General features: G+C 40.1%; 19 protein-coding genes. All 19 read right to left on the bottom strand.

The window, feature by feature from the left end:
* Positions 1-1176, bottom strand: coding sequence for an ATP phosphoribosyltransferase regulatory subunit (locus MW695_RS16730; protein ID WP_247106583.1), 1176 nt, complete (start codon positions 1174-1176; stop codon positions 1-3).
* A 421-nt stretch (positions 1177-1597) separates the two neighbouring features.
* Entirely contained in the window at positions 1598-2113 is a 516-nt protein-coding gene (locus MW695_RS16725) for an acyltransferase (RefSeq protein WP_247106581.1), read from the bottom strand.
* Positions 2110-2760 (bottom strand): pyrophosphatase PpaX, encoded by a 651-nt coding sequence (ppaX, locus tag MW695_RS16720; protein WP_247106579.1) that lies wholly within the window; start codon positions 2758-2760, stop codon positions 2110-2112. Before ppaX ends, MW695_RS16725 begins: the two co-directional genes overlap by 4 nt.
* 28 nt (positions 2761-2788) lie before the next feature.
* The gene (gene lgt, locus MW695_RS16715) at positions 2789-3658 is read right to left on the bottom strand and encodes a prolipoprotein diacylglyceryl transferase (RefSeq protein ID WP_247106577.1); all 870 of its coding nucleotides are present in this window, start codon (positions 3656-3658) and stop codon (positions 2789-2791) included.
* 14 nt (positions 3659-3672) lie between these two features.
* Entirely contained in the window at positions 3673-4611 is a 939-nt protein-coding gene (hprK, locus tag MW695_RS16710; RefSeq protein ID WP_247106575.1) for an HPr(Ser) kinase/phosphatase, read from the bottom strand.
* A 217-nt stretch (positions 4612-4828) separates the two neighbouring features.
* Positions 4829-5176 (bottom strand): phage holin family protein, encoded by a 348-nt coding sequence (locus MW695_RS16705; protein ID WP_247106573.1) that lies wholly within the window; start codon positions 5174-5176, stop codon positions 4829-4831.
* A 1-nt stretch (position 5177) separates the two neighbouring features.
* Positions 5178-5375 (bottom strand): PspC domain-containing protein, encoded by a 198-nt coding sequence (locus tag MW695_RS16700; protein WP_247106572.1) that lies wholly within the window; start codon positions 5373-5375, stop codon positions 5178-5180.
* A gap of 11 nt (positions 5376-5386) precedes the next feature.
* Positions 5387-6490, bottom strand: a complete 1104-nt coding sequence (locus tag MW695_RS16695; protein ID WP_247106570.1) for a DUF4097 family beta strand repeat-containing protein — start codon at positions 6488-6490, stop codon at positions 5387-5389.
* Positions 6491-6802: 312 nt separating this feature from the next.
* Positions 6803-9664 (bottom strand): excinuclease ABC subunit UvrA, encoded by a 2862-nt coding sequence (uvrA, locus tag MW695_RS16690; protein ID WP_247106569.1) that lies wholly within the window; start codon positions 9662-9664, stop codon positions 6803-6805.
* A 6-nt stretch (positions 9665-9670) separates the two neighbouring features.
* Positions 9671-11647 carry an excinuclease ABC subunit UvrB gene (uvrB, locus tag MW695_RS16685; RefSeq protein ID WP_247106567.1) on the bottom strand — a complete coding sequence of 659 codons (1977 nt, stop codon included), beginning with the start codon at positions 11645-11647 and terminating at the stop codon, positions 9671-9673.
* Between the two features lie 561 nt (positions 11648-12208).
* Entirely contained in the window at positions 12209-12427 is a 219-nt protein-coding gene (locus MW695_RS16680) for a DUF2198 family protein (RefSeq protein WP_247106565.1), read from the bottom strand.
* Between the two features lie 121 nt (positions 12428-12548).
* Positions 12549-13349 carry a glycerophosphodiester phosphodiesterase gene (locus tag MW695_RS16675; protein ID WP_247106564.1) on the bottom strand — a complete coding sequence of 267 codons (801 nt, stop codon included), beginning with the start codon at positions 13347-13349 and terminating at the stop codon, positions 12549-12551.
* A 679-nt stretch (positions 13350-14028) separates the two neighbouring features.
* Positions 14029-15213: a PDZ domain-containing protein gene (locus MW695_RS16670; RefSeq protein ID WP_247106563.1), complete on the bottom strand. Its 1185-nt coding sequence runs from the start codon at positions 15211-15213 to the stop codon at positions 14029-14031.
* Between the two features lie 448 nt (positions 15214-15661).
* A complete protein-coding gene (locus tag MW695_RS16665; RefSeq protein WP_247106561.1) occupies positions 15662-17110 on the bottom strand; it encodes a S41 family peptidase in 1449 nt (482 codons plus the stop codon).
* A gap of 541 nt (positions 17111-17651) precedes the next feature.
* The gene (locus MW695_RS16660) at positions 17652-18959 is read right to left on the bottom strand and encodes a murein hydrolase activator EnvC family protein (protein ID WP_247106560.1); all 1308 of its coding nucleotides are present in this window, start codon (positions 18957-18959) and stop codon (positions 17652-17654) included.
* Between the two features lie 17 nt (positions 18960-18976).
* Positions 18977-19870, bottom strand: a complete 894-nt coding sequence (ftsX, locus tag MW695_RS16655; protein WP_247106558.1) for a permease-like cell division protein FtsX — start codon at positions 19868-19870, stop codon at positions 18977-18979.
* A complete protein-coding gene (ftsE, locus tag MW695_RS16650) occupies positions 19860-20546 on the bottom strand; it encodes a cell division ATP-binding protein FtsE (RefSeq protein WP_247106655.1) in 687 nt (228 codons plus the stop codon). Before ftsE ends, ftsX begins: the two co-directional genes overlap by 11 nt.
* 396 nt (positions 20547-20942) lie before the next feature.
* Positions 20943-21302: a c-type cytochrome gene (locus MW695_RS16645; RefSeq protein ID WP_247106556.1), complete on the bottom strand. Its 360-nt coding sequence runs from the start codon at positions 21300-21302 to the stop codon at positions 20943-20945.
* A 133-nt stretch (positions 21303-21435) separates the two neighbouring features.
* The gene (locus MW695_RS16640; protein WP_247106554.1) at positions 21436-22302 is read right to left on the bottom strand and encodes a YitT family protein; all 867 of its coding nucleotides are present in this window, start codon (positions 22300-22302) and stop codon (positions 21436-21438) included.
* Positions 22303-22526 lie beyond the last annotated feature (224 nt).

The raw sequence follows: 22526 nt of genomic DNA, 5'->3' as shown, positions 1-22526 counted from the left end.
CTACACCTCTCCCTTCTTGGCACCGATATAGTAAAGCACCTCTTCATATTGTCCTGACATCGCGTCTACATCTACTACACCAGCAATATCTTGCAGAACAACGGCTTTGCCTGCTTCTCTTAAAGACGCTGCATTCTCAAACGCTTCTTTTCGACGCTCTTTACTAAATAAAATGCACGTTTGCTCTATTCCTTTCGTTTCCCCTAAAGCTTCAATTAACAAATCGAGACGTATGCCAAAGCCTGTTGCTTGACCAGGGCGATCAAATTTGGCTAACAATTCATCGTAACGACCGCCACTACTTAATGGCACTCCTAAGTTTCCACCATAGCCCTCAAACACAACACCTGTATAATAGCTCATATGCAACACAAGATTAAAGTCAAATTTCACATAGTCTGCGTAACCATAGCTCTCCAATACAGCCAATAGTTCAGACAGCTCTTCAATCGCCTTTAATCCTTGTTGACTTGAAACAAGCTTTCTCGCTTCATCTAATGTTCCTTCATTTCCACGTAGCTTCAATAGACCTAATAATCTCCCTTGGTCAATGGAGGAAAGTGGTAGATTTTTCACATGTTCACGGTAACCAACATAATTTTTTTCATATAGGAAGCGACGTAATGAATCGGCACGCTGTTCACTGCCAACGATCTCTAATAAAAACGCATTTACGAAGCCTACATGCCCTAATGCGACTTTAAAGTGAGACAGGCCGGCACGTTTTAGAGCTGCGATCATAAGTGATATCACTTCACCGTCCGCACTTACCGTTCCATCTCCAATCAATTCAATCCCCACTTGATCAAATTCAGCTGGCTTCCCACCTTCATTTTGCTGTGCACGAAAAACCGTTGATCCATACGCTAAACGAAGTGGATATGCTTCACCTTTCAAGCTCGAAGCAACAAGTCGGGCAATCGGAGCCGTCATATCTGGACGAAGAACGAGTGTATGGCCTTGCTGGTCAAGTAATTTAAATAATTGCTGATCCAAAATGGCTGACTCCGCACCAACCGTCTCATAATACTCTAAAGTTGGTGTTTCAATCATTTGATAACCCCAGCTCGCCATTTCGTGTTCGAGCTGTTCACGTACGTTTTTCTTTGTCACATACATGTGCGGTAGTGTATCTCGCATTCCTATTGGCTTTTCAAACATAAACAACTTAGACATGATTCTAGCCACTCCTTGCAGATTCATTTTATATTCACCAAATACTTTAGTTCGCTAATGTGCTAACAAGTTAAAGATATTAGTAGTGTACACCGTCTTACCATTAGCGTCAACAACAAAAGACGAAATAGTTTAGGAAAAACGCGATAGCGTCTTTTCTTAATTGCGTTGTGCGGAGCCGTTACGATGGATTGAAGTTATTCTGAAGTGGGGTTCTTTCAGAATAACTTGTAACGAGCGAAGCCGACGCACGTCACTGAGTCTGCTTCCGTCTTCTTGGTTCACCACAGTACTTCTAATCATTTTATACTTTCGTATCTTTTAAAAAAAATAATACTCATCACTCTTCAGTATGAAAACCGTCACAACGAAAAAAACGCTGAGGTTAGTGCTTTCACACTTCCCCAGCGAATAACATTTATTAAGTATTTTCACTTTGATGAGTAGACTCGTTCAATTCCCTTATCACTCTCATAGGATTGCCTCCAACAAACGTGTGAGCGGGTACATCTTTATGAACGAGCGTTCCTGCTGAAACGATTGCACCATCACCAATCGTCACACCCGGTAAGACCGTTGTATTAGCACCGACCATCACTCGATCACCAATGATGACATCCCCTAAGCGATATTCTTCAATTAAATATTCATGTGCAAGAATAGTTGTATTGTAGCCAATTATTGAATTGCTCCCAATATGAATACGTTCTGGAAACATGACATCCATCATGACCATTAACGCAACGGCTGTTTCATCGCCAACCTTCATTCGTAATAACCGGCGATACATCCAATTTTTCAGTCCTAGAATAGGTGTATAACGAGCTAGCTGAATCACAATGAAGTTCTTTACTACTTTGAAAAAGGGAACTGTTTTATACACATGCCAAAGAGAATTAGCTGTTTTGACAGGGTAGCGTTCAGTTCTTCGGCTCACTTATGATCAGCTCCTACGATTGGCAGCAGCTCGGCCATCTCATCAATGATATAATCAGCTCCAAAGCTCTTTACCTTATCCATCCCTTTTATTGACCAAGCAACCGCAACTGTTGGTATTCCTAAATTTTTTCCTGATAAAATATCAGAATGGCTATCACCGACCATCATCGATGATTTCTTCTTAGAGCCTAATTGCTCCAGCGCTTTTTCAAGTGGTTCAGGGTGTGGCTTTGCATGCTTGACATCATCTAAACCAATGACAACATCAAAGAATTGGTCTAGCTTCATTAGCTGTAACCCCATCATTGCCGTTTTGCGAATTTTTGTTGTGACGATGGCTAGCTTATAGCCTTGCTTATGTAGCCTTTCAATCGTCTCATACACCCCAACATACTCTGTCACAAGCTCGTCATGCATTCGATGGTTAAACTCTCGATAATGAGTCACCATCTCATCAACTCGACCTGGATCAACAGATTGAAAGCTATCTACTAGTGGGGGCCCGATAAATTCAATCACTTTTTCACGGTTATACTCACCTGGGTGAAAATGGTCGAGTGTGTGTAGGAACGACTCAATAATTAAATCATTCGTATTAATTAACGTTCCATCTAAATCAAAAAGTATCGTATCAATTGTTGGCATACGTAAGCTTCCTTTCAATCACTACAGCTTATTTTTTCTTTTTCTTAGCACTCTTTTGCTTTGTACTCTTTTTCTTCTTAGCTTCTGGCAATGCCGGATCATGGTAGCGAGGTGTATCTGGTTGTCTACGACGGTAGATCATTAGGATAACCGCCCCAATAACAAGAAGCACCGAAACGACCTGTGCCGTCTTCAAGCCACCGACAAGTAAGAAATCTAGACGGATTTCTTCAATAAAGAAACGGCCTACAGAATACCAAATAAGATATGATAAGAATATTTCCCCTTGGCGCACACTAAAGCGACGAAGCCATAGTAATAAGACTAGCCCAAGCAAATTCCAAATCGATTCATATAAAAATGTCGGATGATAATAGGTGCCGCCTATGTACATTTGATTAATAATAAATTCAGGTAAAAACAGTCCTTCAAGAAATTCTCTTGTAACAGGTCCCCCATAAACTTCTTGGTTCATGAAATTCCCCCACCGTCCGACGGCTTGACCTAAAATGATACTAGGTGCAACTACGTCAGCTAACTGCCAAAAAGATAAATTTTTCTTTTTTGTGAACACATAGCATGTAAGCACAGCACCGATTAAAGCACCATGAATCGCTAATCCACCTTCCCAAATCTTAATGACATCTATTGGGTTATCGGCAAAATGCTCCCATCGAAATACGACATAATATAGTCTTGCAGAAAGAATCGAAATCGGAATACCATATAGTAATAAATCAGCAATCGTATCCTTAGGCATTCCTCTCTTCACAGCTTCTCTAGATGCTAAGAAATAACCTAGAAAGACTCCAAATCCAATTAAAATTCCATACCAATAAATCGTAAAAGGTCCTAGCTCTAAAAACACCGGATTTAGTGGTTCAATTTGCCCCTCCACTCAACTCACTCCTCTTAATGGAAATCATCATGATCTCCTTCTTCAATAACATTCGATAATCGTTTTGTAAATTCTTGTGCCGCATCATACCCCAATCGCTTTAAGCGAAAGTTCATGGCAGCTACTTCTATAATAACCGCTAAGTTACGACCAGGTCTAACAGGAACCGTTAATTTCGTAATATCTGTATCAATAATTTTCATTTTCTCTTCTTCTAAACCTAAGCGATCATACGCCTTCTTCTGATCCCAAAGCTCCAAATTAACACAAAGGACAATTCGTTTAAAAGGACGAACCGCACCTGCTCCAAACAACGTCATCACATTAATAATACCTAATCCACGAATTTCGAGTAAATGCTGAATCAACTCTGGAGAACTACCAATTAACGTTCCTTCTGTATCTTGACGAATCTCAACAGAATCATCGGCTACAAGACGGTGACCACGTCGTACGAGGTCAAGAGCTGTTTCACTTTTACCAACACCACTATTACCTGTAATTAAAACGCCAACACCATAAATATCCACTAACACACCATGAATGGCTGTTGTTGGTGCCATCTGACTTTCAAGGTACGTAGTTAAGCTACTACTTAATCTTGTTGTTGAAAAAGATGATCTCAGCAAAGGAAGACCGACCTTTTCCGCTTCTTCAATTAACTCTTGTGGCGGCTCCATCCCACGAGTAATAATAATTCCAGGGGTATCATATGTACAGAGCTTGTCCATTCTTTCTTTTTTGACAATTGGATCCATATGTTCAAGAAAGGTCAATTCTGTTCGTCCAAGTAATTGTAACCGTTTAACAGGATAGAAATTAAAATATCCCGCAATCTCAATCCCAGGACGTGAAATATCACTCATTGGAATCTTTCGGTGAATTCCTTCTTCACCGGCTAAAATTTCTAAATCAAATTTCTCTACAATATCCTTGACTGTCACCTTATCCATAATCTATCCCACCCTTTTCGTTCTAACAAGCTGTCAGCAAAATGCAACAAATGTGCTTATACACATTCTAGCATGTTCAACCGGACATCGCTATGACCATGAGTTTGTAAAAGGAGCGATAGCAAAAAGCACCACCTGTAAAAACATGAGCACTGAAAAAGTTAATTTGTACTTTTACAGTACCCACGTACAAAAAGAAAGTGGTGCTCTCATTCAATTATTTCTTCTTTAACGGTTTGATAACAAAGGTTTGCGCTAATGCAATTAAAATAGCAGCTAATACCGCTGTGAAAAAGCCATCAATGACAAAGGCATCACCCATCATCCACGCTGTTAACATTAAGGTTACAGCGCTAATAACAAATAAAAAGAGACCTAATGTTAAAATCGTAATCGGAAATGTGAATATAACTAAAATTGGGCGGACAATCATATTGACAATCGAAAGTAATAAGCTTGCTAAAATCGCTGTTCCAAAGCCAGCTATCTCAAAGCCCGAAAATAAGTACGCAATGCCCATTAGGACAAGTGCATTTAATACTAATCCAATGAGCCAACGTAACATATTAAGACACATCCTCTTCATTTGGGATAATAAAGGCACCGATAATATAAGCAACTAACATAGGGAATCCTATAGAAATACAAAACAAAATAACCATGACAATTCTAATAATCGTTGCATCGATTTTAAAGTAATCAGCAAGCCCACCACATATGCCTGCTAACTTCCGATCATATTGTGAGCGATATAATCGTTTCATTGTTAACCACCTCAGTTTACTTGATCTTTTACGACAATTGAGCCGGTATTCGTTAATGCATTCACTTTCACTCGCGGAGATGATTGCTGGTTACCGATAAACGTTAATTGCTTTTGGGCAAACTCCTTCTTCTCTTCAAGCTTTTCATGATCATACATTCCGACTGAAAACCCTCCGACATTTGTCTTTAATTTCCCTTCAACTCGTAAGCTCTTCGGAACGACTAAGTGTATACTACCTGTTGCTGCTTTTAAATCGGCATATCCTGATTCATCTAGTCGGCCAACATGATACGTGATCGACCCATTGACAGACTCAGCATCTAAATCTTGTACTTGACCATCGATTGTAATGGCACCATTTAATGTTTTCACATCAACGAGCTCTGCTTTTGATTGTGTCAAATCAATGGCGCCATTCACTGTCTCAGCAATTAGCTTTTTCGACTGTACATCAGTTAATTTCAATGAACCGTTCATCGCATTAATATCAAACGTATCGATTTCTATCCTTTCCCCAATAATTTGACCATTAAACGTATACAGCTTCACATGTTCAAATTCCCTTCGAGGTACATAGATAACGGTTTGCACTTTTATTGATTTTGTTTTCGTATGAAAAAGCATACGTTGTTCGGATATACGGAAGGAGCATTCATCTAGGAAAATTCGACGTGCTTCTTCTAAATCCTTCGCCCGATAAACCTTCGCTGTACATTCAACTCGGACGTCCTTTTCATCCCACGGTTGAAACGTAATCGAACCATTTTCTAAGGAGACATCAATGGAGGTCGGGGAATGTTCGCGATGCTGGAAAATATGATCGACATCAAACGATGCGCCAAAATTAAAATCGAGATCGACATCTTTAATTTTTTGAATGGCACTATCAATGAAAGAAGTAAATAAGTTCGTCGTTGATGTTCGAGAATGACGGGCACGCTCCCTGTAGGAATCCCCTTCATCCCAGTTCACCTTAGTAGTCACTTCAGACTTAGCTTCCTGATTTGGCTCAATAGGCTCTTTGTCTTCAATTGCTTCTAATAGCTTTACTCCTTCTTCGGCAGTAATCTTCCCATCCTCAATCATCTTCAATATCATCTTACGCTCTTCCATTACTTAGTCCCTCCTAAAAGAAATTTAATAAGAAAACCGCGATTGCGGCTTTTCTTAATTACGTGGTGCTGAGCCGTTACAATGGTTTTACGTTTTTTTGAAAGTGGGGTTCTTTCAGAAAAACGTGTAACGTGCGAAGCCAACGCCCTTCATTGAATGATCCCATTAGCTTCTTCGGTTTTTCTCACTTTTCTTCCTCGAATTTTATACATTCTTACCTTTTAAGAAAACCGCGATTGCGGCTTTTCTTAGGGTTTATTTACATTTTACCCTAGATTCCTTCCACGAATGTTATTCTTACTTAAAATCTACTCACACACTTTCAACCACTCGCTCTTCCATTCTTCTACGATCTCGTTCAAGGATAGGTTTCAAATATTGTCCGGTATAGGAGCCTTTTATTTCTGCTACTTTCTCTGGTGTGCCTTCCGCAACAATTTGTCCTCCTTTATCGCCACCTTCTGGGCCTAGATCAATAATATGATCAACGGTTTTAATGACATCTAGATTATGTTCAATGACAATAACGGAATCACCGTTATTAACAAGTCTTTGCAATACATTTAATAAGCGGTCAATATCATCAACATGTAACCCGGTTGTCGGCTCATCTAAAATGTACAACGTTTTCCCTGTTGCTCGTTTATGAAGCTGGGAGGCAAGCTTCACTCGCTGCGCTTCTCCACCAGATAATGTCGTTGCTGCCTGTCCGAGCTTTATATAGCCTAATCCGACATCAAGCAACGTTTGAATCTTCCGTTTGATTTTCGGAATATTTTCAAAGAAGATTAAGCTCTCTTCGACCGTCATACTAAGCACATCAGCAATCGTCTTTCCTTTATAGGTTATTTCTAACGTTTCACGATTATAACGTTTTCCTTCACACACCTCACATGGCACATATACATCAGGTAAGAAATGCATTTCAATTTTAATGATACCGTCACCACGACATGCTTCACAGCGTCCACCTTTTACGTTAAAGCTAAAGCGCCCCTTCTTATACCCTCTCACCTTCGCCTCATTCGTCATCGCAAAAACATCACGAATATCATCAAAGACTCCTGTATATGTTGCTGGATTCGAGCGTGGTGTTCGGCCAATTGGCGATTGGTCAATATCGATCACTTTATCAATTTCGTCCAGGCCCGTGATTTCCTTGTGAGCACCAGGCTTCTCTTTTGCACGATGGAGCTTTTGAGCCAAAGCCTTATGAACAATTCCATTAATGAGGGTACTCTTTCCTGATCCCGAAACCCCCGTTACCGCTGTAAATACACCTAAAGGGAAAGTAACCGTCACATTTTTTAAATTGTTTTCACTCGCCTTTTTAACAGTGAAGGAGCGCCCCGCGCTTCGTCTACGCTCATGCGGAACCGGAATAAACCTTTTCCCAGCCAAATATTGACCTGTTAAAGATTGTTCATTTACCATAATTTCCTGCGGTGTTCCTTGTGCCGTTATTTCTCCACCATGGATTCCAGCTCCAGGTCCAATGTCAATAATATAATCAGCTGCCAACATCGTATCTTCATCATGCTCGACAACGATTAACGTATTCCCTAAATTCCTCATATGTTCAAGTGTTTGAATGAGACGATCATTATCTCGTTGATGTAAACCAATCGATGGTTCATCTAATATATATAGAACACCCATTAACGATGAGCCAATTTGCGTAGCTAAACGAATTCGTTGGGCCTCACCACCTGATAGTGTTCCCGCAGCTCGATCTAATGACAAATAATCAAGCCCTACATTTACAAGGAAGCCTAAACGATCGTTAATTTCCTTTAAAATAAGTCGAGCAATCGCGTAATCCTTTTCACTTAACTGTAAGCTCTCAAAGAAAATCAACGCATCCTTCACCGATAAAGCAGCTACTTGTCCAAGATGAGAACCACCTATAAAGACAGCGCGCGCTTCCTTTTTGAGTCGATATCCTTTACAAGTTGGGCATTTCTTCTGCGTCATGTATGCTTCCATTTGCTCCCGAATGTAATCCGAGCTTGTTTCATGATAACGACGACTAATATTATGAATGACACCTTCAAATAAAATATCATTCTCACGTACTTGACCAAATTCATTTTCGTAACGGAAATAAATTCTCTCAGACCCGCTACCAAACAACACTTTATCTAGCAAATTCGTAGGCAATTGATCAATAGCCATATCCATGTCAATTTGATAATGAGAGCAAACCGCTTCGAGCAACTTTGGGTAATATTGCGAGCTCGTAGGCTCCCAAGCAATGATCGCACCTTCACGTATTGTCTTTGAACGGTCTGGGATAACGAGATCAACATCAACTTCGAGCTTTAACCCTAAACCATCACACGTCGGACACGCTCCAAATGGACTGTTAAAAGAGAACATTCGTGGCTCTAATTCTTGTATCGAAAAGCCACACTCTGGACAAGCATGGTGCTGACTAAATAACAGCTCTTCGTCACCGATAACATCGACTAATACTCGACCATCTGCTAATGCAAGTGCCGTCTCTAGTGAATCGGCGAGGCGGGTTTCAATTCCTTCCTTCATGACCACTCGGTCAATGACAACTTCGATGTTATGCTTTTTATTTTTCTCTAGTGTCACTTCATCTGCCACTTCATACATTTCTCCATTAATGCGCATCCGAACGTAGCCTTGCTTCTTAATATCTTCAAGTGCTTTCGCATGCGTTCCTTTACGTCCTGAGACGATCGGTGCGAGAATTTGCATTTTCGTTCGCTCCGGGAAACCCTTCAAACGGTCGACCATTTGTTGAATCGTTTGTGATGTTATTTCGATTCCATGCTTCGGACAGACAGGCTTTCCAATCCGAGCATAGAGAAGACGTAAATAATCAAAAATCTCCGTTACTGTCCCGACGGTTGAACGTGGGTTACGGCTTGTCGTTTTCTGATCGATCGAAATCGCCGGAGACAGCCCTTCAATTGCATCGACATCTGGCTTATCCATTTGCCCTAGAAATTGACGTGCATAGGCGGATAATGATTCAACATACCGTCTTTGACCTTCAGCATAAATCGTATCAAATGCTAATGATGATTTACCAGATCCAGATAAGCCCGTTAATACAACGAGCTTATCACGTGGAATGGTTACATCAATATTTTTTAAATTGTGTGATCGTGCTCCCTTTACAACGATTTCTTCTAAAGCCACCACACATCACCCCTCTGCTTTTAATTCTAAAATAAGATCACGTAACTCTGCCGCTCTCTCGAAATTCAACTCACGTGCAGCATCCTTCATTTCTTGCTCCATCCGCTCAAGCATGGCATCCTTTTCTTTCTTACTTAGCTTCGCCTTCGGTCTACTGTAACCATCTTCTGTCGATTCTGCAACAAGAGTCGCTTGAATCACTTCTGGTATTTTCTTTTGAATTGTTTTAGGCGTAATACCGTTTCTCTCGTTATGTTCTTCCTGCAAAGTACGACGGCGCTTTGTCTCATCGAGGGCGATCTTCATCGACTTTGTGATTTTATCAGCGTACATAATGACATGCCCATTTGAATTTCGCGCTGCACGGCCAATCGTCTGAATTAGCGAGCGATCAGAACGTAAGAAGCCTTCTTTATCCGCATCTAAAATCGCAACTAATGAAACTTCAGGAATATCGAGACCTTCCCGTAATAAATTGATTCCAACCAATACATCAAACGTCCCCATACGTAGCTGACGAATAATCTCAATCCGCTCAAGCGTCTTTATTTCAGAATGCAAGTATCGCACTCGAATACCGATCTCTTTCAAATAATCAGTTAAATCCTCCGACATCTTCTTCGTTAACGTCGTCACGAGTACGCGCTCATTTTTCTCGACACGCTCATGAATTTCACCAATTAGATCATCAATTTGGCCTTCAATCGGACGAACATCAATCGTTGGATCTAATAAACCAGTTGGGCGAATAATTTGCTCAACCATTTCAGGTGAATGCTCTAGCTCATAAGATCCTGGTGTTGCTGATACATACACAGCTTGATTCACCTTTTTTTCAAATTCTTCAAACCGTAATGGACGGTTATCAAGAGCTGAGGGAAGTCGAAAACCATGATTCACAAGCACCTCTTTACGCGCTCTATCTCCATTGTACATACCACGCACTTGTGGAAGCGAAACATGGGACTCATCCATAATTAATAGGAAATCCTCAGGAAAGAAGTCAATTAATGTATACGGTGTCGCTCCAGATTCACGTAATGTTAAATGACGAGAATAGTTTTCAATCCCCGAGCAAAACCCCATTTCGCTCATCATTTCAATATCATATCGAGTACGCTGCTCCAACCGCTGCGCTTCTAGTAGCTTGCCCTCTTCTCTCAGATCAGCAAGCCTCTCCTCCAGCTCTTTCTCAATATTCGCGATCGCTATTTTCATCTTTTCTTCACGAGTAACGAAGTGAGATGCTGGGAAAATGGCAACATGATTCCGTTCCCCTTTTATTTCACCTGTTAAACTATCCACCTCGGTAATCCGATCAATTTCATCACCAAAAAACTCAATACGGATACACTGTTCATCACGAGATGCTGGGAAAATTTCAACGACATCTCCACGAACACGAAACGTTCCGCGAACAAAATTAAGATCATTCCGATCATATTGGATGTCGACGAGTTGACGGAGTAAATCATTCCTTTCAATTTCCATCCCTATTCGAAGTGAAACTACGAGGTCACGATATTCCTCAGGCGAACCTAAACCGTATATACAAGACACACTCGCAATAATAATGACATCGTTTCGTTCAAATAAAGCGCTTGTCGCCGAGTGTCTCAGCTTATCAATTTCATCGTTAATGCTCGAATCCTTTTCAATAAACGTATCTGAGCTAGGCACATAAGCCTCTGGCTGATAATAATCATAATAACTCACAAAATACTCAACCGCATTATTCGGGAAAAATTCCTTAAACTCACTATATAGCTGACCTGCCAACGTTTTATTATGAGCCATAATTAACGTTGGTTTATTGATAGCTTGAATAACATTCGACATCGTGAATGTTTTCCCAGTCCCCGTCGCTCCTAAAAGTGTTTGATGCTTAGCATTCTGTCGGATTCCTTCAACAATCTTTTCAATCGCCTTGGGCTGGTCCCCCTCAGGCTTGTAAGGCGACACTAATTCAAATGACCCATTCATCAAACTTCCTCCTTCCGAACCTTTTATGTAGCCGTCATTATAGCTCGTTCCATCCATCTTAAATAGCATATTTCAAAAAGTTACCATACAGCACTATTATAGAACAAATGTTCCTGATATGCAAAAAATAAATTGAGACTTAGACATAGCGAAAGTACTTAGTAAAGAATTAGAATCGTGCACGAACGTAGAGGATGAAATTTGCGCATAATCCTATTGAATGAAATATACATATACTTCAGGGTGATTTTATTTACAATGTCACGTATTTGTTCTGATTCTTATTCATTAAAACACTTTTGTCCTAGCATCTACAAGCATCGTGCTGATCTATTACAAGGACTTGAGCTTTTTGGTAAGTAGAACGTGTATCAACTGAAGCAGATCCTCTCTCCATTCTTTTACCCACTCTCTTATTAGTCTTCCTTAAATAACATGATACAATTTGATATTTTCAATCCGATAATCCGAATACCCTAAATATAATAAGTGGGCATAGACGAAAATCTCTTTCCTCATACAAAAGATAAAAAGAGCATCCTGTCCTCACACGGATACTCCTTACATACCTGGCTTACGCTCCAATACTTTCTTCGCTACTAGCAAACCGACAACAAATGAGCCGATCGCTATCCCAATTACCCAAAACGGTTGCACATGTACGCCTAATACAAACGCAATCATGAGTGTTACAATCGTTGCTCCGACTAGGCTAAAGGTTACACGGGTTACAATAACCATCACCAAAAACGGAACAACTAATATGAACAATATATCCAACTGTTATACCCCTTTTTCTCTGTTCAATACATCTACCACCTATATTATAGAGCTTTCTTAAACAAATCTCTAGAAAAAGGATTCCTTAGCCACAGAAAGATAAACTAGCTACATTTTGATATCATTTAAAATATTCCATCAACCTTAAGTCATCAGTAATAATTCCCGTCACTCCACGATTTAGCCACTTTTTTATATCCTTTCGTTTATTGACAGTGTACATGTAAACTAGCAAACCTTTCGTTCTAGCATGCTTCACAAAAAATGGAGAGGTATAACGAGCGTTCAGACATACCCCATCGGCATACTTTTCAATATGTGAAAGCTGCTTTTTACCACGATAGCCACTTTTCGGACGACTGATAATTTGAATAAGTGGATACGTCACGTTCTTTTTTCTTAATAAATGGAGGAGTTTCTCATCGAACGATTGAACGATCACAACATCCATTAAATGATAATATTCAATTAATTCATTCAGTTTTGTCACCATATACTCTGAACGATGATTTGCTTTAATCTCTATACAGTAATGAACATGGTCACCGAAAGCTTGAAAGACATCCACTAATGTTGGAATTTCTGCTCCTGCATATCTCACATCAAACCATGAACCGGCATCGAGCTTTTTTAATTGGGCTAACGTATAATGGCTCACGTTCCCACTTGCATTTGTCGTTCGATCAACTGTGTCATCATGAATGACGACAAGATGACCATCCTGACTCAATTGTATGTCTAACTCAATGTAATCCGCACCCATTTCTACCGCTTGTTCGAACGCTTCAATCGTATTTTCCGGAGCATGTTCAGAGGCCCCACGATGAGCAAAAAAAGAAACATGTGAATATGCATGAGCCTCTCCACCTAAACTCGTAAAAACGAAAACAACTATCACCATTGTACATATGAAACGTTTCACATACATTGCTCCTTTCAGGATAAGAAAAAATGCGTATCTTTCTTTATCTTTCCAAAAAGAAGCATTTAGTATTCTTTAAGAACAATACGTATCAAGCTTTCCTCAATAGACAACATTTCGCTCATTGCCTCGAGGTTATTCAAAAATCACCTTTGTCCTGTAACGATAGATGAGCTTACTATTAAAATCCTTCAGTTAAATCGTTGGATCGAGAGTTTTGTTTGACACTTACTCTATACATAAACGTTCTCCGCGTTCCTTTATTTTCTCCTTACTGCCATATTTCCTCCCTTTACGTTCCTCTCTTTCCTCTATTTCATCATTATCTACGACATTTCATGCGTTTTTCCGCAAATAGCGGAACGTCGAGCATCTTACTAGCTCTTCTCTCATGTATACAGCCTATTAGAGGAATGATGATGTCCTAATATGGCCTGTTCAAAAAAAGGAAAACAAGCTCTTTTTGAACACCGTACAGAGCAGTCTTTTCTTAATTCCGTTGTGCTGAGCCGTTACAACGGGATTGAGATATTCTAATAGTGAGGCTTTTTCATAAATGCGTGTAACGATTGATACCCACTACTCTTGCTAATCCGTCTTTATTCTTCTTACTATTTTATTAATTCCAATTCAATGATAAAAACGACTGCCATTACGACAGTCGTCAAAAATATTCATATTATATTGAATCCTGCCACTGGTGATCTTGATTTACAAATAATACACCTATTTGATGATGCTCCCCATCATAAAGAGCTGTTTGCGCAAACCGTATCTCTCCATTCAAATCAACGACTTCAAGCTTACAAAAAGCACTGTTCACTTGCAGACGCTCATAAAAGTCATGCTCATTATGGATAAGCTTTCCATTAACCGTTCGAATCGTTTCTCCAACATGAAGCTTCATCTTTTCAGCTGGACTTCCCGGTAAAATCCCAACGATGATACATCCAGTTGGCTTGGAAGAAAAGTAAGGAGGTTGGTCCTCATCACGCTTTTTAAATAAAAAGATAATAACCTCACGCGCAATGATCAAGCCAATCGCTAAAATGAGAGCAATCCATGAAAAGAAATAAGTACCTATTGAAAGGACCAGTGCCCCTAACCCGAGTAGCAACACCAGCTGACCATATTTTCGAACCGCCGATGGTGGGTAAAAGCCTCGAACTCGGAGCTGAAAACCAATTAACAATGGAAAAACAATCGGTTGTAACGAAAGCTCTCCTATTGAGAGAATTGGCCAAAAAGGAAGAGTTGGGATCATCCCTTCTGGTACAAATGCGATGACAGGTAAGATCCATAAGCGATTAGCATCATGATAACCAATCCACTTTCCTCGTTTACTCTTTTCTAAACGCGGTGATGTATGAGTAATTCCATTCGTCCGAATTAAAATCCCCTCTGCCATAAGTGATACTGCTAACAAAATAGCGACAGACGTTATATCAGTCGACTGTATCGCATCAGCAATTGGACGAAACCAATCAAAGGCCTGGAAAAAAGGAGTAAAAACATAGATTAGTAGTAATAAGCCAAGCACGTACGTTGGCGTAACAAAACGAGTTCGTAACGAAAAAGCTAAGATTAAGTAGAGCGCACTCACGAGTAAGAGCCATTGAATTGATACTGTCAGCCCTATTAAAATCGTTACAATCGAAACATACACACCCATGACGAAAGCAGGCAGAAACGGAATAAGGAAATCGGCCCTCTTCCCGTACACTCGTGTGTGAAACGACTTTCTTTCCGATTTAATTCGTAAATAAGAAAGAAATAACGTCATTCCAATCCCAATATATAATAAAGGATTTGCAAAAAAATAAGCTATGAAGATTCCAATTGCTTGTAAGATGTCTACTACCATTGCACATGCTCCTTCAATTTCTTATAAGCGTCTTATTAGAGGTTGTTCAAAAAAGAAGGTCTTCCCTACTTGAATGACCTTTTTCGTGCTTTTTGAACAGGCTTTATTAGCCAATCATGAAAGTAGGCTTGCTTCATGACCACGTGTCACAATCAGTGCAGGATGAGAATCGTTGAATCGTCATCCTGATCAATGAAGAATGAGGTAGTAAACAGGGCACTCCCCATCCACTACCTCCTACATTCGACAACGATGAGTCATATTCCTTTTTCTTTTTCAATTACTTTACTTTCAATCAAAAAGGGCTACTTACCTCAAAGCACTAAGTGTAGTCGCTACATCTTTTAAAATTCTTGTGGTGAATGGCTTTCTGACCACAAGACACGTAACGAACGGATCGATCCCCCTATTTTTGGGTGCTTTTTTTCAAGCTCTTTCAATTAGACGCTCATTCGTTGATTTGCTCAATAACAACTTCAATCGCTTGATTGAGTTGACGGTCATTTTCTCGTTCACGCACTTCCTCAACGACGCGTTCATGCAATGTCGATGCGGTATCTTCATCTATGACACCTGTCACATCTAGATCATTTTCTTCTTGGAAGGCTCGAACCGCTTCAGTTGTCACTGTACTGAAATATCCATCCTCACGTCCAGGGTCATATCCTAAACCATTTAACATAATTTGAGCACTTCTAATTTGCTCACTTAACATGTCCTCTTCATAAGGGTCTACATCCACTGAAACTGGAGCTGTGTAGAAGTAATCCGGCTGCATCACTTCAATGGTCGGCTCTACACCTACGCCATTAATATCATTACCTGCTGAAGTTAACCACTTAAACACGGACAGCTTTAATTGACTACCATCACCTAATGGAATCGTATTTTGAACCGTGCCTTTCCCAAATGTTGTTTCCCCGATTACATCATATTCACCTGCTTCAATTAACGCAGCAGATAAGATTTCGGATGCGGATGCGGATGCGCGATCCGTTACACCGACGATCGGGTATGGTTTAGGATCATTTAATGGAGACAAGAAACGCATCTTTTCTCCTGATCGACTTTCTGTCTGAACGATTGGCTGCTGATTGGGAATAATTAGCTTTCCTATTTCTTCAACTTGGTCTAAATAACCTCCTGGATTACCACGCACATCTATAATTAAACCGTCCATTCCTTTTGATTCTAATTCTTCTAACGCAGCTTCAAAGCGTTCTGCCGTATCAATTGAGAACGATATAATTTCTATTAGCCCAATCTCCTGTCCATCTCGCTCAATTAGCTCATGACGAACGGTTTCAATTGGGATTTCATCACGAACAACTGGGATTGTGACGAGTTCACTAGCCGTTTCACGTTCAATCGTTAAATGAACGGTTGTACCTTTTTCACCACGGATTTGCATAACTGCCTCTTGTAACGATAACCCTTCTGTCGCTTCTCCGTCTATTTCAATAATTTGATCATTAGGTAGTAAGCCCGCACGCTCTGCTGGAGATTCGCGCATAGGCGTCACAATCGTTACCTTCCCGTCAGACATCATCACTTCTGCACCAATACCTTCAAAATGAGAGCCGAGCGATTCAGTAAATTGACTCGCTTCTTCTTGATCCATATAAACCGAGTATGGGTCACCTAGCGCTTCTAACATCCCATCAATGGCCCCTTGTAACAACTCATTATGATCAACGTCCTCAACATAATGTTCTTCAATAATGAGACGAACTGCCTCGAATTTTTCCAGCAACTCTTCATCTCCAGAAGCAATGGCTTCAACTTGCTCTTCTATATCAGGTGTACTTACGGACGTTGGATCTGGTTGAAGGAAAACGGCATAAGCGCCTAATCCTACAATCACTGCCAAAATCATGATGATTTGTCCTTTTTTCATTTATGACCAACTCCTTAATAGGTTACGGGGCCTTCTTATATAGGCTTTTTGCCAAACTCTTACATGCTCGATAAGTATTCGAACTTTTTCGCGTTATGTAAATTTCATACTTTTGAAAGGAAAAGACACTACACAGGTACCATTGTGTACTGCCCGTCATCTTATTGTAACGTATGCTCTTACTAGACAAGTTATACGGTCTTTTGCATCTCTACTTAATTGTAGACAAACAAAGAAACAAAGTCAAAAAGAAGCAAGGTTTCTCGATACATATCAAACGAGAAGCAGGTTCATATGGAGAGAAGCCATCCAACAAGCTTATATACATTTAAGAAAAAACGCGATACCATTACAACGTTTTGAGTTTATATGAAAGTAGGGCTCTTTCATATAAACGTGTAAAGAGCGAAGCCAACTCCTCCCGCGAATCCGCCACCTACTTCCTCCATGATTAAACTACTAAGCACGATAAATTCTTACCTTTTAAACAAAAACCACTGAAAAGGGTATGCTTACCCTTCCAGTGGCCTCCATGTAACCTTTAGTTCGGAATATATCTCATTGGATCAACAGAGTTCGATTTCGCTCCATTCCATCCACCTTCGTGTACCTCAAAGTGTAAGTGAGCACCATATGAATGGCCTGTATTCCCCATTAGCCCTAATTGCTGTCCCTTATTGACACTTTGCCCTTTTGATACTTCACGATTCTCCAGATGAGCGTATAACGTTGTCACAAGGTCACCATTAACAACATGGGCAATTAAGATAACATTCCCATAACTATTTGAATAGTAAGAATCAACGACCGTTCCATCGGCAACAGCTACAATGGGCACATCACCTGTGCGTCCATTTTTCCCAATATCGATACCGTGGTGGAAGCTACCACCATTGAAGCTACGATAACCATAGCTTGATGTAATTCGACCAGTTGCTGGGCGCATAAACCCTGAATCAGTAACTTCTGGTGCTGCATGCGTTTGATTTGAACGCGATGGCTGTGATGATGATGTATTCGAGCTCGCTGCTGCTTCTTCCTGGCGCTTGCGCTCTTCCTCTTCTTGGCGCTTACGTTCCTCATAAGCCTCAAGTTCTTGTTTCAATGCTGCTTCTTGCGCCTTTAAAATCTCTTCGGCATTTTCCAGTTCACCAAGATCCGTATGTAACTCCTCTTCTTTTTGCTGGAGCTGTGTCATCACTTGATCCTTTTCCTCACGCTGCTCTTCTAATTTAGCCATTAGATTCTCTAATTCTTCTAAATGAGATTCTAAAATCATTAATTGTTCTTCTACTTCCGTTTTAGCTTCTTCAAGCTGTTCATGATCAGCAATATGCGCATCTAAAATATTGCGATCTTGTTGAGCAATCATTGATAATGCATTGACTCGACTTAAGAAATCACTAAACGATTGTGAACCTAGTACCACTTCCAAATAATTAACTGATCCACCTGATTGATACATCGTCCGAGCTCGGTCACGAAGCAATTCGTCTCTTTCCGCAATACGCTCTTCGAGAATTTCAATCTCTTCTTGCAGGCGTTCGATTTCCTCTTGAACATCCTCAATCTCCGCTCGTTTTTCACGAATTTGTTGATTTGTTTCAGCTGCTTCATGATCAATACGCTCGATTTCGCTGTTTAGCTCTTGCATTTCTTCTTCTAGCTGCTGTAATTCTTCTTCTGTTTTTTCAGCTTCCTCTGCCGTCTCTTGACGTTCTTTTTCTACTTCTGAAATTTGCTCACGTAATTCACTATTTGCCAAGGCTTGTTCCGAAATGAAATCAATGCTTAGCGAACTTGCTGCGATCAAGATCGCTAACGCAATAAATAATAATTTCCTCCTCATCCAATTGCTCCTCCTAGTTATACTTTTAAGAATTTTCGTACGGACACCATACTTCCCCAAATTCCAATAAACGCTCCTATTAATAGGAGTAACAATCCGATTTGCCAAGTAATAGGAAAAACCGGTAACAATGAAAATAACAGGTCAGCTTGTCCATCAAAGAGCTCTGTTAAATAGTAGTAACCTACACCAATAATCGCAATTGGGATAATGGCTCCGATTCCACCAAGCAGGACACCTTCAATGAAAAACGGCCAACGAATAAAACCATTTGTTGCGCCTACTAGTTTCATAATTTGTATTTCTCGCTTACGGGCAACGATCGTTAATTTAATCGTGTTTGCAATTAAAAACATCGCTGTGAACATCATTCCAAGCACGAGGACTAATCCGACTGTGCGAACCATGTTTGTGATCGCAAATAAGCGTTCAACTGTCTCTCTACCAAAATCAACTTGCTCCACATGCCTAAGATCTTCAATTTGACTCGCTACTTGTTCCGTCAATTGAGGGTCAACAGCCCGAACGACGAATACATCATTCAGTGGGTTTTCTTCACCACGCATTGATTCAAAGATTTCACCATATTCATCAAGGCTTGTAATAAATTGCTCTAAGCCTTCTTCACGATCCACATACGTAATACTATTTACATTCTCTATTGTTTCAATTTCAGATAATAGCTCGTCCTGCTGCTCTTCAGATGCAGTAAGATCAATAAACACCATAATTTCCACATCATCTTCTACACCTTGAACAATGTTGCTCACATTCATAATGAGTAACAGAAATACACCAACAATAAAGAGCATAATCGCAACGGCACTAATAGATGCAAACGTCATCCAACCATTACGGATAAGGTTTTTCGAGCCTTCTCGTAAGTGACGTCCGACGGTTCTAGCTTTCATAACCGTAGCTCCCCCTTACTTCATCACGAACAACTCGTCCACTTTCAATCGCGATCACTCGCTTCTTAATTGTATTGACAATATCTTTGTTGTGTGTCGCCATAATAATCGTTGTCCCCCGGTGATTAATCTCATCTAAGATGTCCATAATTCCCCACGCTGTATCAGGGTCTAAATTCCCAGTAGGCTCGTCCGCTATTAATACTTCTGGATTGTTGACAATCGCTCTCGCAATCGCAACGCGTTGCTGTTCCCCACCAGAGAGTTCGCTTGGTAGAGACCTAGCCTTATTTTTCAATAGAACGACATCAAGCACATCCATGACGCGCCTCTTAATAACGGATGGACTTTCTTCGATGACTTCGAGTGCAAACGCAACATTTTCATACACAGTTAAAGATGGTAGAAGTTTAAAATCTTGAAAGACGACACCGATTTTACGTCTTATATATGGTATGTGCTTATGTTTAAGCTTTGTTATGTTAACACCATCTATTAGAATATCTCCTTTAGACGGTGATTCTTCACGGTACACCATTTTAATAAAAGTTGATTTCCCAGCGCCACTTGGACCAACTACATATACAAACTCACCCTTTTTAATATGTAAGTTAATTCCATTAATAGCTCTAACATTGTTTGGATAAGACTTCCAGACGTCTGTCATTTTGATCATTTTATCACTTCCTTGCATCTCCAATTGCTTGCTCATGTTGTTAGTCTGGTTTGCCTTAGTAAATCTAATTTCTTCTAAACCCGATAGAAAAACACCTATCCAATCAATTAAAAAGGTGTTGAAAGATTATAGACCGACACTTTTTATGTCGGATGCTGAAATTATTATACCATCAATCGTTCAAAATAGTGTCTAAAATTATATTACATTTTCATTTCAGATTGATTTCTTTCTAATATTTTCAAGTTACTTACATGTACAATGGCGAAATACGATGTATAGTCCAATGATTATGGTCATAGGATTCTTTTATTAATCGCCACTACTTATATTATCGACAAAAAAATAAGCATTTTTGACAAAAAGCATCAAAAACACTTATTTTTTCTTCATCTTTTATTGTGCTAGTATCCATTTGGCTAAATTTTCTGCTTCATCCGGCTCTAAATCTTGTGGAGGCATTGTCTTTTGTCCATGCTCTAGAACATGAACAATTTCTTCAACGGAAAGGCCAGAATCAATAAGTCCAGGTCCCGATCCTCCTCCTTGAAGGTTTTGCCCATGGCAGCCGATACAGCTTCGATTGTAAATGTCCTCTGCCGCTGTTGCATCAAAATCCCCTGTTGCCGCTTCCTCATCAGCAGGTGCCTCATCCACAGGAGTGTCATCTTCTACAGGCGCATCATCACCACCAGCTCCACAGGCTGTCATAGCCGCTACAGCAACAAAGCCGATCATCATTAGAATTTTTTTCATGTTATCACTCCTTTCTTCACTTTGTAGTATAGCCTAATTTTCTATTTTTTTATTAATCGTCACATTTATTTCACGATCTTTCGAATAGATTCATTCAATTTTCTGTCAAATTTCATATCGCACGCATTCCTACTTATTGTTTAAATCCTTCACCTAATACTTCTGTCGCATTTGAAACGATCACAAATGCTTTCGGGTCAACCTGTTGCACGACATTTTTTAATTTCGTCACTTCGTTTTGATGAACAACACACATGAGAACGTCTCGCTCTTGTGCAGTATATCCGCCGTACCCATTAAGCCTCGTAACACCGCGATCAACATCTGACAAGATGCTTTGTCTTACTAACTCATGTTGATCGGAAATAATGTAAGCAACCTTTGCATAGCCAACACCCATTTGCACAACATCAATTGTTTTCCCTGTAACGTATAAGCTAATTAAGGCATATAGAGCTAATTCAATATCAAACACAACTGCTGACATTAGCACGACAATTCCATCCATAAAAAACACAGCTACGCCTAACGACAGCCCTGAAAACTTATGAATAATTTGTGCAACTAAATCGGTTCCTCCCGTACTAGCGCTTGCGCGAAAGACTAAGCCTAATCCAATACCTACGCCAATCCCGCCAAATAGAGCACCGAGCAAAGCATCCTCAAGTCCAACCGACCAATCTCTCGTAAAGAAAACGACTAATGGTAAGAATGCAGTTCCAACAAACGTTTTAATGCCATATTTCAGTCCACCTAATAACAAAATCCCTAATAGGAATAAAGGAATATTAAACGCCCATTGTGTAAAAGCTGGCTCAAAACCAAATGCATAAGCAAAAATCGTACTTAACCCACTTACGCCTCCAGACGCAATCCGATTAGGCAGCAAAAATAGATTAAACGCAATGGCCACTACTGCTGCTCCAATTAAAATATATGAATAATCAATTAAGCCTTGCTGAAACCTACTACGAGGCCCTCTTCTTCTTCCCTTCTTCATTCGACTCTCTCCTTCTTACTATAAAATCCTAGCGTAGTATAGCACCGCTCCCTTGCTTTGTAAACGCGAGTACGGTGCCACGTTAAAGGAAACCAAGGTTCACCGTTTTATGAATGAACAGCTTCTCTCCAAGCAGGATCTTCTTTCCGCTATCTAGTCTTTTTCTGCTTCGTTTTCTATTAATTAAATCGTATTAACGAAATGAAGATCTGACCCCTGAAAGC

It is taken from the genome of Halalkalibacter sp. APA_J-10(15), assembly GCF_023017105.1.
GTDB lineage: Bacteria > Bacillota > Bacilli > Bacillales > Bacillaceae_D > Halalkalibacter.
This window is presented reverse-complemented; position numbering and strand designations above follow the sequence as displayed.